General features: G+C 69.1%; 17 protein-coding genes. 10 read left to right on the forward strand and 7 right to left on the reverse strand.

Translation table 11 applies throughout. The features are described from left to right. Positions 1 to 11 precede the first annotated feature (11 nt). Positions 12 to 1,127 carry a HEAT repeat domain-containing protein gene (locus tag ACQPZP_RS35930; RefSeq protein WP_433474124.1) on the forward strand — a complete coding sequence of 372 codons (1,116 nt, stop codon included), beginning with the start codon at positions 12 to 14 and terminating at the stop codon, positions 1,125 to 1,127. Positions 1,128 to 1,160: 33 nt separating this feature from the next. Further along, positions 1,161 to 1,841 carry an endonuclease NucS gene (nucS, locus tag ACQPZP_RS35935; RefSeq protein WP_433474125.1) on the forward strand — a complete coding sequence of 227 codons (681 nt, stop codon included), beginning with the start codon at positions 1,161 to 1,163 and terminating at the stop codon, positions 1,839 to 1,841. A 114-nt stretch (positions 1,842 to 1,955) separates the two neighbouring features. On the opposite strand, the gene ACQPZP_RS35940 is transcribed toward nucS, so the two are convergent. After that, positions 1,956 to 3,806, reverse strand: coding sequence for a WD40 repeat domain-containing protein (locus tag ACQPZP_RS35940; protein WP_433474126.1), 1,851 nt, complete (start codon positions 3,804 to 3,806; stop codon positions 1,956 to 1,958). 35 nt (positions 3,807 to 3,841) lie between these two features. Then, on the reverse strand, positions 3,842 to 5,230 hold the full coding sequence (locus tag ACQPZP_RS35945) for a DUF222 domain-containing protein (protein WP_433474127.1): 1,389 nt from the start codon (positions 5,228 to 5,230) through the stop codon (positions 3,842 to 3,844). A gap of 530 nt (positions 5,231 to 5,760) precedes the next feature. Here ACQPZP_RS35945 and ACQPZP_RS35950 point away from each other — a divergent pair. Then, positions 5,761 to 6,255: an excalibur calcium-binding domain-containing protein gene (locus ACQPZP_RS35950; RefSeq protein WP_433474128.1), complete on the forward strand. Its 495-nt coding sequence runs from the start codon at positions 5,761 to 5,763 to the stop codon at positions 6,253 to 6,255. A 67-nt stretch (positions 6,256 to 6,322) separates the two neighbouring features. Here the strand turns inward: ACQPZP_RS35950 and ACQPZP_RS35955 are convergent, their stop codons facing one another. Together ACQPZP_RS35955 and ACQPZP_RS35960 are read right to left on the reverse strand one after the other, a co-directional pair. Then, positions 6,323 to 6,502 (reverse strand): DUF397 domain-containing protein, encoded by a 180-nt coding sequence (locus ACQPZP_RS35955; protein WP_433474129.1) that lies wholly within the window; start codon positions 6,500 to 6,502, stop codon positions 6,323 to 6,325. Further along, positions 6,499 to 7,305 carry a helix-turn-helix domain-containing protein gene (locus tag ACQPZP_RS35960; RefSeq protein WP_433474130.1) on the reverse strand — a complete coding sequence of 269 codons (807 nt, stop codon included), beginning with the start codon at positions 7,303 to 7,305 and terminating at the stop codon, positions 6,499 to 6,501. The genes ACQPZP_RS35955 and ACQPZP_RS35960 overlap by 4 nt, the downstream gene beginning before the upstream one ends. 111 nt (positions 7,306 to 7,416) lie before the next feature. Here ACQPZP_RS35960 and ACQPZP_RS35965 point away from each other — a divergent pair, with 111 nt between their 5' ends. The 4 genes from ACQPZP_RS35965 to ACQPZP_RS35980 all read left to right on the forward strand — a co-directional run bounded on the left by ACQPZP_RS35965 (position 7,417) and on the right by ACQPZP_RS35980 (position 9,809). After that, entirely contained in the window at positions 7,417 to 7,809 is a 393-nt protein-coding gene (locus ACQPZP_RS35965) for an ATP-binding protein (protein ID WP_433474131.1), read from the forward strand. A gap of 69 nt (positions 7,810 to 7,878) precedes the next feature. Further along, a complete protein-coding gene (locus ACQPZP_RS35970; RefSeq protein ID WP_433474132.1) occupies positions 7,879 to 8,286 on the forward strand; it encodes a DUF3224 domain-containing protein in 408 nt (135 codons plus the stop codon). A gap of 32 nt (positions 8,287 to 8,318) precedes the next feature. Continuing rightward, positions 8,319 to 8,900, forward strand: coding sequence for a TetR/AcrR family transcriptional regulator (locus ACQPZP_RS35975; RefSeq protein ID WP_433474133.1), 582 nt, complete (start codon positions 8,319 to 8,321; stop codon positions 8,898 to 8,900). 126 nt (positions 8,901 to 9,026) lie between these two features. Further along, positions 9,027 to 9,809 (forward strand): site-2 protease family protein, encoded by a 783-nt coding sequence (locus ACQPZP_RS35980; RefSeq protein ID WP_433474134.1) that lies wholly within the window; start codon positions 9,027 to 9,029, stop codon positions 9,807 to 9,809. A 63-nt stretch (positions 9,810 to 9,872) separates the two neighbouring features. Here ACQPZP_RS35980 and ACQPZP_RS35985 read toward each other — a convergent pair whose 3' ends face one another. Further along, complete coding sequence (locus tag ACQPZP_RS35985) at positions 9,873 to 10,934, reverse strand: aldo/keto reductase (protein ID WP_433474135.1); 1,062 nt, start codon at positions 10,932 to 10,934, stop codon at positions 9,873 to 9,875. 117 nt (positions 10,935 to 11,051) lie between these two features. Between ACQPZP_RS35985 and ACQPZP_RS35990 the strand changes: the two genes are divergently transcribed. Beyond that, the gene (locus tag ACQPZP_RS35990; protein ID WP_433474136.1) at positions 11,052 to 11,882 is read left to right on the forward strand and encodes a helix-turn-helix transcriptional regulator; all 831 of its coding nucleotides are present in this window, start codon (positions 11,052 to 11,054) and stop codon (positions 11,880 to 11,882) included. Here the strand turns inward: ACQPZP_RS35990 and ACQPZP_RS35995 are convergent. Further along, positions 11,879 to 12,499, reverse strand: coding sequence for a TetR/AcrR family transcriptional regulator (locus ACQPZP_RS35995; RefSeq protein WP_433474137.1), 621 nt, complete (start codon positions 12,497 to 12,499; stop codon positions 11,879 to 11,881). The genes ACQPZP_RS35990 and ACQPZP_RS35995 overlap by 4 nt on opposite strands. A gap of 82 nt (positions 12,500 to 12,581) precedes the next feature. Between ACQPZP_RS35995 and ACQPZP_RS36000 the strand changes: the two genes are divergently transcribed. Next, complete coding sequence (locus ACQPZP_RS36000; protein ID WP_433474138.1) at positions 12,582 to 13,403, forward strand: NAD(P)H-binding protein; 822 nt, start codon at positions 12,582 to 12,584, stop codon at positions 13,401 to 13,403. A 37-nt stretch (positions 13,404 to 13,440) separates the two neighbouring features. Here the strand turns inward: ACQPZP_RS36000 and ACQPZP_RS36005 are convergent, their stop codons facing one another. Then, complete coding sequence (locus tag ACQPZP_RS36005) at positions 13,441 to 13,974, reverse strand: PadR family transcriptional regulator (protein ID WP_433474139.1); 534 nt, start codon at positions 13,972 to 13,974, stop codon at positions 13,441 to 13,443. Positions 13,975 to 14,067: 93 nt separating this feature from the next. On the opposite strand from ACQPZP_RS36005, the gene ACQPZP_RS36010 reads away from it, so the two are divergent. Further along, positions 14,068 to 14,685 (forward strand): hypothetical protein, encoded by a 618-nt coding sequence (locus ACQPZP_RS36010; RefSeq protein ID WP_433474140.1) that lies wholly within the window; start codon positions 14,068 to 14,070, stop codon positions 14,683 to 14,685. Positions 14,686 to 14,700: the final 15 nt, after the last annotated feature.

The following is a 14,700-nucleotide window of genomic DNA, read 5'->3' on the forward strand; positions in this document are numbered from 1 at the left end:
ATGATCGCGGCATGGCCGAACCGCTGGCGGGGCTGGACGACATCGACTGGGCGGGCCTCCGCCACGCCTACGGCTCGGCGGAGGACGTGCCCGGCCTGCTCCGGGCCCTGTCCTCGTCCGACGAGGACGAGCGGAACGCGGCGCTGAGCGAGCTGTTCACCAACATCCACCACCAGGGAAGCCGCTACAGCGCATCGGCCGCGGCGGTCCCGTTCCTGCTCGCGCTCGCGTCCGATCCCGGCGCTCCCGAGCGCACCTGGCCGCTCTACCTGGCGGTCGCGCTGGCGATCGGGTTCGACGAGTCGCACCTGCCGTCCGGCGTCGACATCACGGCCTGGCGGGAGGAGGCGGCGCGGCCGCGAGCGACCGACCCCGCCGATCAGGCGCACCGACCGGACGCGTGGGTCGCGGGACTCGCCGCCTACGACGCGGTCCGCACCGGGCTGCCCACCGTGCTGCACCTGCTCGGCGACCAGGACTCCGGAGTGCGGGCCACCGCCGCGTACGCGGCCGGCTGGTTCCCGGAGGAGGCGGCCACCGCGCTCCCCGCGCTGGGTGCGCTCCTCGATGTCGAGCAGGACCCGAATGTCATCGCACACGCCCTGGTCTCCGGAGGGCTGCTCGACGGCCGGACGCTGATCCCCCGGCTCCGAGAGCACATGGCCGGTGTCGAGCCGCTGCCGCGCTGGGCCGCCGCGATCGCGCTCGCCCGGCTGGACGCGGCCGACCCACCGGTCATCGCCGAACTGGCGGCCCGCAGCGCGACCCCGCCCGAGGAACCGGCAGCCTTCCTGAACGGAGACCTGCGCCTCTACTCGGCGCTGACACTGGCCGCACTGGACGAACCGGCGGGCGACGCCGTCGACGCCGTCCTGGAAGGGCTGTCCCGCACGTCCGACGACGCTTCTTTTCCGATGGCCGCCGCCGCGCTCAAGCTGACGTTCCGCACACCCGTCCTCCCGCTGCCCCCGTTCGCCGACCTCACCACCGCCCAGCAGCGGACCGTCCGGACGATCGCCGAACTTCCGTCCGAAAGCTGGCAGTGGATCAACCTGATGGAGATCCTCGGCGACTGGGGACTGCCCACCGACCGCGGCGAGTGCCGCCGGTACGCCGGTATCGGCTGAACGGCTCCGGGACGCGCACTAGGGTTGGTCGCCGTGCGTCTCGTTATCGCCCGGTGCAGCGTCGACTACGCCGGCAAGCTCACCGCCCACCTTCCGATGGCTCCCCGCCTGGTCCTGATCAAGGCGGACGGGAGCGTGAGCGTCCACGCCGACGACCGCGCCTACAAGCCCCTCAACTGGATGAACCCGCCCTGCTCGCTGCGCGAGGAGGTCTACGAGGAGAACGGCGCCATCGCCCGCTGGACGGTCACGCACGGCAAGTCGGGCGAGCGCCTCATCCTGACGATCGAGGAGTTCCTGCACGACACCAGCCACGAGCTGGGCCTCGACCCGGGCCTCCAGAAGGACGGCGTGGAGGCGCACCTCCAGGAACTGCTCGCCGAGCACATCACGACCCTCGGCGAGGGGTACACGCTGATCCGCCGGGAGTTCCCGACCGCGATCGGCCCGGTCGACATCCTGTGCCGGGACGCCGACAGCGCCACGGTGGCCATCGAGATCAAGCGCCGGGGCGAGATCGACGGCGTCGAACAGCTCACCAGGTACCTGGAACTGCTCAACCGCGACCCGCACCTGGCCCCAGTCCGCGGCGTCTTCGCGGCCCAGGAGATCAAGCCGCAGGCCCGTGTCCTCGCCACCGACCGGGGCATCGACTGCGTGACCCTCGACTACGACGCCCTACGCGGCATCGAACACGAAGGCACCCTGTTCTGACACCTGCCGCGATACGAGCCCGCCGCGGTGAGGGCGCGCCATGGTCGGCCGCGTAAGGGACGCTTAGAGGCGTCCCGTACCTGGGCCCCTCAGCTCCACCAACCCAACGGGCGGTTAGGCGGGGCGGGCCGCCTCCTTGACGGCTCGGGCATCGGGTGAGTCGGAGGTCAGTCCCGCGGCGGCGCTGGGGACGTCGGGCCAGATGTCGAAGCGGCCCCAGCGGAGGGGCCAGGTGAAGCGGTGGTCGACCGTCCAGGCGAGGGAGGATTCGATCTCATCGCGGCGGGCGGGCGGTGCGATCGCGGCGGACGGTTCGATGGGGACGCACCAGGCGCCGCCAGTGAGCTTGACGTAGCGCCGGAAGAAGTGCTCGAGAAGGTCGTCGTCGAGGTCCCCCGGTTCTTCCCAGCCGGAGAAGGTGTAGTCGGACATGACCTCGCCGGAGTCGGCCCGGACGAACCGTACGCGGTGACCGGAGACCAGGACGATCACCTCGCCCGAACCCCAAAGGACGCCATCGATCCCCTCAGGGACGGAGAAGGCGCGCTCGAGGCGGGCCGAGCCGGCGAGGTCCCAGATCTGGACTTCGCCGGCGGCGGTGAGAAGGGCGCCTCGGTCGCCCGACGGCGCCCAGGCCCACGCCTCGCGGTCCCCCTTGTCGATCGCGTCGAGCGGTGTGGCGCCCGGAAGGCGGAAACCTCCGCGCTCGTCGACGATGCGGACGCCCGGCTCGGCCCCGCCCTCGCTGACCACGACGGCGAGCCGGACCTCGGCGCCGCGCGTGCCCCAGTGCAGGGACGTGTTGGAGCGGTCAAGGGACGGGTCCTGGACCCGAAGGCCCATTGGCCGCCCGTTCGTCGCGTCCAGGAACTCCACCCCGTGCCCGGAGACGTGGGCGAGATACCGGCCGTCGGGGCTCCACGCGGCCACCCAGCCGGTCTCGGCGTACCAGGTCGGCAGGCCGGTCACGACGTCGACGACGAACGCGCCGCCTCGCTCCTGGCAGTACAGCAGGCCGCCGTCGGGCGACCACAGGGGCGGCCGCTCGACCCGGAGTTCCTCCCTGCCGATCTCGGGAGGCAGCGCTCCGGCGAAGCTGTACTCGTGGAGCTCCGGCAGCCAGAAGAGCGTGCCCGCCTGCATCGGGACGACGCATCCCTGGACGCCGCTCCGCTCGTGCGTGCCCGCACTGATGAAGGCGCGCAACCCGTCAGGATGCAGGGCCCACGCGGGCGGACGCGGACTGCCGTCCGTCACCTGCGCCTCCGCCCTGGGCTCGCAGGACTCGCCGAACGGGTCCCAGACGCCGACCGCGTTCGTCCGGAAGGCCATGCCGAGGTGCCGTGCGTCCGCCGACCACTGGATCGTCCGGCGTTCGCCGGGCCACCCGACGCCGCCGTCGATCTCGGGCAGGGTGTTGACGCACTTGCCGGTGGCGACCTCCCAGACCTGAAGGGCGCCGAAGCCGTCGAGCACGCCCTCCATGAGCCAGCTCCCGGTCGCGAGGTAGCGGCCGCAAGGGCTGAGCGCGAAGGCGACGAGCTCGGCCTCATGCCCGAACGGGCGGCTCAGCGTCGTTCCCCGTTCGAGGATTCGCCGGGTGGCGACCCGGTGGGCGTCGGTGACGCCGCGTTCGCGTTCGAGCGCCTCCAGCCGGGCGCGCAGCGGGAGCAGATCTCCTTCCGGGACGAACACCTCCCAGTCGGCCTCAGCCAGCCTCTCAAGGTCGGGCGTTCCGAACAGGCCGGTCTCCGGAACGGGCTCGGGCTCCTCGAACAACCAGAGCAGGCTCGCCTCATCGAAGATCGGAATGCCCAGGGCGTACGCCCCGTTCGGCACGTCTCCCTCGCCCTCGAAAATCGCGTCCAGATCGGCCGAGACCTCCCGCGCGACACGTACCCCGGCCGCCGCCAGCAGCCGCTCGGCCTCGCCCGTTCCGAATTTCCGGAACGGGCCACAAAGCATCACGGTTCGCCCTCTGAGGTCCATGGCCATCGACCCTACTCATGATCAACAACATCGGAATCCGGTGCGGGTCTTCTCGTACTCGACCTCGCCCAGGTGTGCACCCGGTAGCGGATCGGGCGTCGCGTCCCCCACAAGCACTCCTGTGCGTCGGGATGGGGATCCGGTCCCGCAGGCTGGTCATGCAGCCCGGTTGAGGTGGGTGGGACGGCGTTGCCGGCCACTCGTCTGTCCGGCGGCGGGAGGACACGATAGATGTAGCGGCCGGTGGCGTCTTGGGTGATGTGGATTTGCTGGGCGTTGGTGTGTTTGAAGCGGTTGTGCCAGCCGCAGCACAAGGCGAGTTTGTCGATGTCGGTGGGGTTGCGGCCGAGTGCCCAGCCATGGACGTGGTCGACCTCGCACAGCGTCCCAGGGATTTCGCAGCCCCGCACGGCGCACGTCGGGTACAGGGTTTCGAGGACCTGTCGTTGGGCCCCGGTTGCAAATCGGACCCTGTGCCCCAAGTAGAGCGGGGTGTGGCCGCCTCCCAGGAGGAGAGGCGAGACGCCTGCCGCCAGCGCGATGCGGCGGGCCTGGGATGCGGGGATCGGGGTGCCGTCGATCAGGCGGGCCGGTGTTTCGCCACCGGTCAATGTGTCCAGGTCGCAGATAACGCTGACCTTGGTGGCCTTGTGCCCGCCGGAAAGGGCTCCGGTCATTGCGGCGGCTAGGCGTTCGGACGTGTCACGGTGATCGTCGGGCCCGGCCGGTTTGGCCAGGGGCGCCAGCGTCCCGTCCCAGATGGCGGCGTCCTCCGGGTTCAGCCATCCCTTGATGTAACGGCCGCCGTCCAAGGAGCGGGTGGAGGAGACCCAGGACCGGTCATAGCCGCGTTTTCCCTCTCTCGGCTCAGCCTCCCGTCCGTTTCGCTCGGCGATGACGTCACGGATGCGGCGTCCGAACAGGGCGACCTTCCCGGCGGAGAAGCCCTGGCCGACCATGTCCAGCAGCAGGGATTCGGCCTTTGCGCAGTCGGCATCGTCGAGCCGAGCGACAGCGTCTGCCACGGTGGAGGCATGGCCGTAGGAGAGCTCGCCGCCTGCGAGCATCGCGGTCAACCTTGGCAGCCGGTGACGCTGCCGGGCGAGGTTGATGCGTTCCTTGGCCCGCGACTCGCGCATGCCCAATCGCGACCGTAGCCATGCCTGGGTGGACGGTAGGCCCCAGCGGCGCATCTCCCCGCAGGCGTCCACCCGGCCGATGAAGCCGGCCAGTGCGCTTTCCTGCCTGTCCGATGCCGCAGCCAGCATCTCTGCCAGTTCCATGCAGGCGGCCGGGGATTCCGGCACGACGCGTCCGGCCAATTCAGCGGCGATCGCGGCTGCGGCGTCCACCAATTCCAGACTGGACGCCGCACCCAGATCAACCACGACCGAATTCATGGGAACACACTATCGAATCCGCCTCACATCCCCATACCGTAAATCAGTTCTAATTCTGTCACCACGGGGACAGTAGGAGCCGCCACGAATTGGAAACGAATTCGAACGGAGCCGGAAAAACACCGATAGTTCACCATCTGGTGATACCGAGGCCGACCCGCAACCCATCGCGGTCGCACAGCGAACCAAATCCAGCAGCTTGGTCCAAGATTTACCAAATTACGGGTTGCTATCTATTCCCGGACGGTCGGGCCGGGAGTGAGCTGAAAGGGTTCAGCGTGGCGGGACGCCATCATGCAAGGGGATGCCTGCCCATGCCGAGACGCTTCAACCCGCCACCGGGCTGGCCGACTCCGCCTCCCGGCTGGAAACCGCCTCCAGGCTGGAGCCCTGATCCGTCCTGGCCCGCACCACCGCATGGCTGGCAGCTCTGGACCCGTGAGAGCTCTCGGCCCGTCCGGGCGGCGAAACGCGTCTACCTCGGCCCGCGTGACCATTCGCCGACTCGCCGGGCTCTGCGTGCGGTGATCTTGGGCGCACTGACCTTCCTGCTCGCGATGATGGCCATCGCGCCGCTCACCACATCTCCGTCCCGCCAGGCGCAACAGACAGGACAGAGTTCCCCCTCCGCCCGGGGATCCCCCGCCGTGCCCTCGACCTCGGAACCCTCGACGGACCCCAGCGAGGAAACAAAACCGCCGAAGCAGAAGGTGGTCGTACCTCCCACCTCACCCACACCGACCACACCCGAGGACGAGCACACGACCCGAAAGGCCGCACCGCCAACGACGCCCACCGAAGAACCCACCGAAGAGCCGTCCGCTCAAGCTCCCCCGACCGAGGAACAGCCGCCCACCGACGAACCCCAACCGAGCGAGGAACCGGACTCGGATCTCGATCCCCGGTTCGACACCTGCAAGGAAGCCAACGCCCACGACTACGGCCCCTACGTCAAGGGGGAGGACCCGGAGTACGACTGGTACGTCGACCGCGACCATGACGGCATCGACTTTGAACCCAGATGACGTTTGACGTCACATCAATTCTACTGGACGGCCCAAACAATTCGAATTGTCGACGACGCTCTCGCGGTTATCGCTTCAGATCCGCCAGCAATGCCTGAAAAGCTCGCCGATCGAGGGTGAGATGGCCCCCGTCCGGGGCCTTGCTGTCCCGGATACCGATCGCACCCGGAAGGGCAGAGACCTCTACACACTGGCCGGAAGTTCCTTCGGCCGACCGACTCGACTTCCGCCACACGAGGGCGCTCATTTCAAAGCCTCCATCGCTCGCTGGAGCATCTCCGCGGTGGAGTCTACGGGCATCGCCTTGGCCCCGATGCGGTCGAAGCGCATCCGCAGGGCACGGGAGCCGTCCGCGTCCATGACGAGGCGGCCCCCGGTGGCGGCCTCGATATAGCCGATCTCCCCCTCTCGCACGGTGATGACCTTGAACGAGCCGTCCAAAGCCTCGGAGGCGCCCGCCTGCCTGGGGACTATGCGCATGGTGATGTTCGGCTGCTCCGCCAACTCTCGTAGGTGGGCGAGTTGTGCCAGCATGACATCGATGCCGCCCACGGGCCACGTGAGGATGTTCTCGGTCAGCAGGACCCATAATTCCGGTGGGTCAGTCCGGGCCAGACACTGCTGGCGCGCGGAACGTGCACCGAGAATGCTCTCCACGTCTTCGTTGCGTCCCGCCTCCACAAGGGCCCGCGCGTACTCAGGAGTCTGGAGCAGGACGGGGATAACCTGCCCGTCGAACATCTGGACCAGCGACGCGCGGGCCTCAAAGTCGGTGTAGCTCCGCAGCCATTGCGGATCGGGGGCTAGCTGGGCGAACCAGAGCGCGATGGCGAAGAAACCGCCAGTTCGCCAGGTCTTGTCGAGCTTCGCGGCCTGCTTGTCCTTCAGCCGGGCCTCTCCGCTCTCCAGTCTGGAAATCGTGGCGCGCGAGCAGTTGAGGATCTTGGCTACCGCGTCGCCGCTGAGGCCACGCTCGATCCGTTGAAACCGCAGCTGATAGGCGATCCACGCCCACATGCTCGACTTCGGGTCGGGGGGTTGATTCGTCACCTGGTCTGACCCTTCAAGATCGCCAGATTTTCAAGCATTACGCGGTCACGCGACAACGCTACGTGAGCAAGCGCAATGTGTCACCGGAATTCAACTTTCTGTGAGGTGACCATGGCCAGCGAGCCGCAGACACTCGCGATCAAGGCCGATTTGCAGTCGGTCCGGCAGGCGCGCGACTTTGTCGCGCTCGCCTTCGGGTCATGGGGGTTGGAGGACTACGTCGCGCGGACCGTGGCGAGTGAACTCACCACCAACGCGATCAAGCACGGATCGGCCAACGGGGACTCCGTGATCGTCCGTGCTTACCGGCGGGACGACGGGTTCGTGGTCGTTGAGGCGTGGGATCGGTCGGACGCACTGCCCGTCGTTCGTCCGGTCGACTACGCGGCCGAGTCGGGACGTGGGCTCCAACTCATGGAGGCCCTGGTGCGCCGCTGGGGGACTCGTCCGCTGAGCGAGGGCGGGAAGGTCGTGTGGGCCGAGATCGATCCCGTTCCTGCGTGAGCGAAGGGCGCTTCTGCTGATGGCCGAGGGTCTCCCGCGGTGTCGGGTGGGGCGGGCATCATGGCGGGCATGACCTTTCAAGCCAGCGGCAGCTTCGACATCGAGGCCTGGGACGCCGACAAGCCTTACGACGAGCAGGGCGGCAACAAGCTCACCCGCGTGCACGTCGGCAAGACCTTCCACGGCGACCTGGTGGGGACGAGCTCCAGCGAGCTGATCACGGTGGAGTCGGCGGCGGGGCCGGTCGCGTACGTGGGGGTCGAGAACGTCCAGGGGATCCTGCACGGGCGCGAGGGGACGTTCGTCCTGCAGCACAGCGCGGGAAGCGAGGACGGGACGCCCGACACCCAGTGGCTGCGGTGGCTGATCGTCCCCACGTCCGGGACGGGGGAACTCGCCGGCATCCGCGGCGTCGGCCAGATCACCGTCGCCGAGGACGGCTCCCACACCTGGGCGCTGGAGTACACGCTGGAATAGGCGTCCGGGGCGCGGCCGGTAGTGTTCGGGGCATGTCCCCGGTCACCGCCGACGCGACGCGCGAGCGCATCATCGACGCGGCCGAGGAGTGCTTCGGCCGCTTCGGTGTGGCCAAGACGACGGTCGAGGACATCGCCGCCGCCGCGAAGCTGTCGCGGGCGACCGTGTACCGCAGCGTCACCGGCGGGCGGGACGAGCTGATCCTCGCCGTCGTCGTGCGCGACCTGCACCGTTTCCTGGACCGGCTCGCCGAGCGGCTGCGCCGGGAAAGGTCGGTGTCCGAGGCGATCGTCGAGGGCACGCTGGACGCGGTCGAGTACGTCCGCAACGAGCCGACGATCGCGCACTTCCTCGTCCCGGAGGCGGCGGGGCACATGCAGGCGGCGGTGGCGGGGGCGGCCGAGCACGTGCTCGCGCTGTGCTGCGAGTACGTGCGGCCCTACTTCGAGCAGGCGCAGCGGCAGCGGACGCTGCGGGACGACATCGAGGTGGAGGGGACGGTCGAGTTCCTCTTCCGCATCATCACCTCGCTGATCGTGATGGACCGGGACCGGGACGCCGACGGGCTGCGCCGCTTCCTGCGCACCTATGTCGTTCCGGTCATCGCGGCGTGACGACTCCGGCGAGCAGGTAGCGTCCAGAGGAAGATCGGGCGGGACGGGGCGCCGGGAACAGCGGCGCGGCGAGAGGGGCCGGAGCGAATGAAGGGCACTGCACACGAGATGCGAGGGAGCTCGGCCGTGCGGCCGAGCCCGGTGTTCCTCGCGGTCGTGGCGGCGACCGTCCTGTGCGGCCTGATCGCCTGGCGGTACGGGACGATCCTGGAGAGGCCGGGCCGCATCGCGCTGTTCGGCTTCGTGATCGCCGCGTGGATCCTGTCGCTGTCCCTGCACGAGTTCGGGCACGCGTACATGGCCTTCCGGTCGGGCGACCGCAGCGTCGTCGACAAGGGCTACCTCACGCTGAACCCGCTGAAGTACTCCGACGTCACGCTGAGCTTCCTGATCCCGGTCGTGTTCATCGTGCTGGGCGGGATCGGCCTGCCCGGCGGCGCCGTCTGGATCGACCGGCACGTCATCCCGGGCCGGCTGCGGCACAGCCTGATCTCGGCGGCGGGCCCGCTGTCGAACGCGCTGTTCGCCGTGATGCTCGCGGTGATCTTCAAGAACTTCGCCGACAGCGGCCACGCGCTGTTCTGGTCGGGTCTGGCGTTCCTGGCGTTCCTGCAGGTCACCGCCGCCGTGCTGAACCTGCTGCCGATCCCGGGGCTGGACGGCTTCGGGATCGTCGAGCCGTACCTGCCGCGCCGCTGGGCGGACCGGGCGAACGCCTACGGCGGCTACGTGTTCCTAATCCTGATCGCCCTGCTGTGGCTCGGGCCGATCAACCAGGGCTTCTTCAACGTCATCTACTACATCACCGACGCGATCGGGCTGGGCGAGTTCCCGTTCCGCGTGAGCGGCTCGATCGACCACTTCCCGATCGAACTGGGGCACTACCTGTTCCAGTGGTGGAACGACTAGGCGGCTGATCCCGCGACCGCCCCGAGGACGGCGGCCGTACCGTCCTCGGGGCTCGACCGGGTGTCAGCGGCGGGTTTCGATCTTCAGGTCGCCCGCGGTCACATTGCGGATGTGGTCACTGGCGAGCATGTCGTGCGGAAAGCCGAGCCCGATCGCGCCGGCCTCGTCTAGGCGGGCCAGTTGGGCGGCGCTGAAGTCGACCTCCAGGGCACCCAGGTTGTCCTCCAATTGCGCGGGGGTGCGGGCGCCGATGATCGATGCCGTCACGCCCGGATTCCGCAGTGTCCAGGCCAGCCCGACCTGGGCGGGGGTTCGGCCCAGGTCCGTGGCGACATCCTTCACGACATCGGCGATGGCGAGGTTGCGTTCGGTGAGCGCGCCCAGGGCGAGGTTGAAGCCCTTGCGGGTGCCGTCGTCGGCGACGTTCGCCGCGTTCAGGTCGTCGCGGCTGTACTTGCCGGTGAGCACCCCGCCGGCCAGGGGTGAATACGGGATCACCCCCAGCCCCATCTCGCGCGCCATGGGGATCAGATCACGTTCCCCGGTGCGCTCGATCAGGTTGTACTCGATCTGCAGCGCGACCAGCGGCGACCAGCCGCGCAGGTCGGCGATGGCCTGCATGCGCGACACCTGCCAGGCCGGGGCGTTGCAGATCGCCACGTAGAGGATCTTGCCCTGCCGGACCAGATCGTCCATGCCGCGCAGGATCTCCTCGACCGGTGTCGTGAAATCCCACACGTGCAGGTAGAGCAGATCGATGTAGTCCGTATCGAGCTGTCGCAGACTGGCTTCCACCGAAGCGAACAGGCTCTTGCGATGACCGCCCCCGGAATTCGGGTCACCGGGCCGGCGCAGCGTCGTGTACTTCGTTGCCAGAACCAGGCTTTCGCGCTTGCCACGGGCGAATTCGCCCAGCAGTCGCTCGGAACTGCCGTTGGTGTAGGTGTTGGCGGTGTCGACGAAGTTGCCGCCCCGCTCGACGTAGCGGTCGAACAGCTTGCGCGCCTCGTCCTGCTCGGCTCCCCAGCCCCAGTCGGTGCCGAAGGTCGCCGCGCCCAGCGCCAGCGGTGAGACCCGCAGCCCGGAGCGGCCCAGCAGCCGGTAGGTGTCGAGGGTGAGCGGCATCGTGTCCTCCTGTGCTCGCGATCCGTTGTCGAGTACAAGGTTGTGACCGCCGCGAGCCGGGGGTAAGGGAAGGAGGTTCCTGGGAACGCCAGTCCTACCCTGGCTGTTGGAACGAACATGATCACCCACTCCGTGGACACGACACAGGAGCTGGCCGCGTTCCTGCGGGCCCGGCGCGAACGGCTGGACCCGCGCCGTCTCGGTCTGCCACCGCGCAGGCAGGCCCGGCGGACCCCGGGACTGCGCCGCGAAGAGGTCGCCGAGCTGGCCGGGGTCAGCGTCGACTACATCGTGCGACTGGAACAGGGGCGCGGGCCGCGGCCCTCGGCGGACGTGGTGGAGGCGCTGGCCCGGGCGCTGCGTCTGGCCCCCGTCGAACGCGCCTACCTCTTCGACCTGGCCCGGCAGCGCCCCCGCGACGCCGGCGAGCCCGCCACCGCCGCGGCGCCGCCGCTGGCCCGGCTGGTCGCCGACCTGTCGCCGCAGCCGGCCATGCTGGTGAACCACCGCTACGACATCCTGGCCTGGAACCGCGAAATGGCGAGGCTGCTACTGGATTTCGACACCCTGCCTCCGTCGCGGCGCAATGCGATGTGGCTGTGCCTGATGCATCCGGAGATGCGCGAGTTCTATGTCGACCGGGAACGTGTCGTACGGGAGGGGATCTCCCACCTGCGCGCCGCGTGGGCCGCGCATCCGGAGGATCGGGCGCTGACCGACCTCATTGCCGAATTCATCACCCGTGACGAGGAATTCGCGCGATTGTGGGCCGAGCGGGACATCGAGGTCAACGCCCGCGGACGCAAGGTGATGCGGCATCCGGACGTCGGTGTGGTCGCGGTGGATTTCGAAGTGCTCATGCCGCTTCAAGATCCGGATCAGCGGTTGGTGATCTTCCGCGCCGCGGACGATGAGAGCCGGTCGGCATTGGACCGGTTGCAGACCTAGGCCCGGCCGGGGCCTGCCAGGTGGCGGACGATGCGGCGCAACTGCTCGGCGTAGCGCTCCTGGAACTCCGGTGACTCCGGGTCCAGGCCGAAGACGTGCCGGACGGCGAGCGGCTTCGTGACGGGTGCCGACACCATCGCCATGACGGCCAGCATGATCGCGGCCGGGTCGAGGTCGGCGGCGAGTTCTCCGGCGGCCTGGCGGCGTTCGATGTCGGAGAGGTCCTCGCGCTTCCCGGGCGGGATGTCGGCCAGGTTCTCGGTGAGGCCGCGCCAGGCGTTCAGCCTCGTCCCGCGCGGATCGTCCAGCGCGTGCCGCAGGTACCGGACGACGATCTCGTCGAACGGCACGGCCGGGTCGTTGAACTCGGCCTCCCGTTCCAGCCAGCGTTCGCCGATCGCGCAGTACAGCCCCTCCTTACCGCCGAAGTAGTAGTTGATCAGCTGCTTGTTGACGCCGGCGCGGTCGGCGATGTCCTGGACGCGGGCGCCCGCGTAGCCCTTGGCGGAGAACTCGTCCAGTGCCGCGTCCAGGAGCAGACGCCGGGACCGCTCGGCGTCGAGCGTCCGCTCGTCCGGGGCGGGGGCGCGCCGCGGACGCTTCGTCGTTTCCGTCACGTTCCCCATGGTAGCCGCATGCCTGATCTCGTCAACCATCCGGCTGTTTGACAAGTTCATCCATCTGGTTGAACCTGGAGCCATGATTCTCGTAACCGGAGCGACCGGAAACGTCGGCCGCCATCTCGTCGGCGAACTCCTGACCGCGGGGGCCGAGGTCCGCGCGCTGACCCGCGATCCCGCCACGGCCCGCCTGCCGAACGAGGCGCAGGTCGCACGTACCGACGAGATGCCCCTGGACGGCGTCACGTCGATCTTCCTCAACCCCGCCGTGTTCTGGAACGGCCTGGACGACCTGCTGACCCGCGCCACCGACCACGGCGTCCGGCGCGTCGTCGTGCTGTCGTCCGGCGCAGCGCTCAGCGACGACCCGTCCAACGACCTGGCCGTCAAGCACCTCGCCATCGAGCGGGCGGTCGAGGCGTCCGGGATGGAGTGGACGTTCACGCGTCCCGGCGAGTTCTCGTCCAACGCGCTCGGCTGGCGGGAGACGATCCGCGCCGACGAGCCCGTCCGCGAGCCGTACCCGATGGCGCGCAGCACGCCGATCCATGAGCGCGACATCGCGGCGGTGGCGGCGAAGGCCCTCCTCACCGACGACCTCGTCGGCGCCAGGCCGCTGCTGACCGGGCCCGAGTCGATCACTCATCCGGAGATGGTGGAGATGATCGGCGAGGCGACCGGCCGCCCGGTCCGCTTCGAGGAGATCACTCCGGAGGAGGCGCGGGAGAAGATGCTCGCCATGCCCTACATGCGTGAGGGCCTGGTGGACGTCCTGCTCCGCATGCGGGCGCGCTCCGCCGACCACCCGTCCGACCCGTCCCCCGAGGTCAAGCGCATCACCGGACATCCGGCCCGGACGTTCAAGGAGTGGGCCGCCGACCACGCCGACGACTTCTCCTGACGTTCCGCGAATAGGGCGGGGCCCCGCCGGCCCTGCCCTATTCGCGTTCGTCGAGGGCGGTGACCTCCCGCAGCGCCCACTCGAACCAGTCCCGGCGCATCGCGGCGAACCGCTTGCCGTACTCCATGACGAGCCGCCCGTAGACGGACAGGTCGTCGTCCCCCCAGTCGATGTTCTTCTCCAGGACCTTCAGCTCGTCGAGGTACTCCCCGAGGCCCTCCATGTGCCTGCGCAGATAGCCCTGGGCTTCGCCCGGTTCGGCCAGCCCCAGGAAGAAGACCCGCAGCAGCGCCTCGTCCCGCCGGCCCACCTTGACCGGGACCTCCACCAGCCAGTGGCGCAGTTCCACTCGCCCGGCCTCGGTGATCCGGTACGCCTTGCGACCGCGGGGGCCCTCCTCGGCGACCTCGATCAGCCCGGCGTCGGCGAGTTTGCCCAGCTCGCCGTAGAGCTGGCTCTGCCGGGCCGGCCACACGTTCCCGAGCGAGATCTCGAACATCTTCAGCAGGTCGTAGCCGCTGGCACCGTCCATCTCGGCGATGAGCCCGAGCACCGCATGTCGCAAACTCATGCCCGGAAGTTTACATGTCGGTATTGACATGTCGAAAGAGGAGCCTCTAAGTTCGACATGTCAAAGTTGGAATGTCATCGGGAGCCCGCGGACATGCTGAAGTACTACGCCAGAACCTTCCTTCCCTGGATCCTGCTCGCCGTCGTCAGCGGCTTCGACGACCGGGCCGGCGCCGTCACCGGACTCGTCGCGGCACTGGCGCTCCTCGCCCAGGACCTTCGCCGGGGCCACCGGGCCGACTCCCTGATCCTGGAGGTCTCCACCTCCGTGTTCATGGCGGCGCTCACCGGGCTGGCGTTCACCATCTCCGGCTCGCCGGTGCTGGACTACGGCGCCTCGCTCGCGATCGGCTGGCTGGGCGTCACGGCCTGGGGGACGCTCCTGCTCGGCCGCCCGTTCACCGAGGGGATCGCGCGCCGGCAGGTCTCCGCGGAGATCGCCGCGACCGAGCTCTTCGGAAAGATCAACCGGGTGATCACCGGCGTGTGGGCCGCGGGCTTCACCGTCATGGCCGTCGTCCTCGGCTGCGTCCAGCACTGGGCGCCGGACGCCACGGCGCTGCTGGTCGCCGTCAAGATTGCCGGATTCACGGTCCCGGCCGTCTTCACCGCCCGCTACCCCGAGATCGCGCGCAGGCGCCATTTCGCCCGGCTCGGGCTACCGCTGCCGGAGATGCCGGCCACCGCCGCGCCCGGGCCCTCGCCCCGCTGACACCCCGCGGAAGCA

It is taken from the genome of Spirillospora sp. CA-142024, from assembly GCF_050942325.1.
Classification (GTDB): Bacteria; Actinomycetota; Actinomycetes; order Streptosporangiales; family Streptosporangiaceae; genus Spirillospora.

Excerpts from the sequence above, each read along its gene's own strand:
- ACQPZP_RS35930 (WP_433474124.1), top strand. The coding sequence starts at position 12 with ATGGCCGAACCGCTGGCGGGGCTGGACGACATCGACTGGGCGGGCCTC.
- ACQPZP_RS35940 (WP_433474126.1), bottom strand. The coding sequence starts at position 3,806 with ATGCTTTGTGGCCCGTTCCGGAAATTCGGAACGGGCGAGGCCGAGCGG.
- ACQPZP_RS35945 (WP_433474127.1), bottom strand. The coding sequence starts at position 5,230 with ATGAATTCGGTCGTGGTTGATCTGGGTGCGGCGTCCAGTCTGGAATTG.
- ACQPZP_RS35955 (WP_433474129.1), bottom strand. The coding sequence starts at position 6,502 with ATGAGCGCCCTCGTGTGGCGGAAGTCGAGTCGGTCGGCCGAAGGAACT.
- ACQPZP_RS35965 (WP_433474131.1), top strand. The coding sequence starts at position 7,417 with ATGGCCAGCGAGCCGCAGACACTCGCGATCAAGGCCGATTTGCAGTCG.
- ACQPZP_RS35970 (WP_433474132.1), top strand. The coding sequence starts at position 7,879 with ATGACCTTTCAAGCCAGCGGCAGCTTCGACATCGAGGCCTGGGACGCC.
- ACQPZP_RS35975 (WP_433474133.1), top strand. The coding sequence starts at position 8,319 with ATGTCCCCGGTCACCGCCGACGCGACGCGCGAGCGCATCATCGACGCG.
- ACQPZP_RS35985 (WP_433474135.1), bottom strand. The coding sequence starts at position 10,934 with ATGCCGCTCACCCTCGACACCTACCGGCTGCTGGGCCGCTCCGGGCTG.
- ACQPZP_RS35990 (WP_433474136.1), top strand. The coding sequence starts at position 11,052 with ATGATCACCCACTCCGTGGACACGACACAGGAGCTGGCCGCGTTCCTG.
- ACQPZP_RS36000 (WP_433474138.1), top strand. The coding sequence starts at position 12,582 with ATGATTCTCGTAACCGGAGCGACCGGAAACGTCGGCCGCCATCTCGTC.
- ACQPZP_RS36005 (WP_433474139.1), bottom strand. The coding sequence starts at position 13,974 with ATGAGTTTGCGACATGCGGTGCTCGGGCTCATCGCCGAGATGGACGGT.
- ACQPZP_RS36010 (WP_433474140.1), top strand. The coding sequence starts at position 14,068 with ATGCTGAAGTACTACGCCAGAACCTTCCTTCCCTGGATCCTGCTCGCC.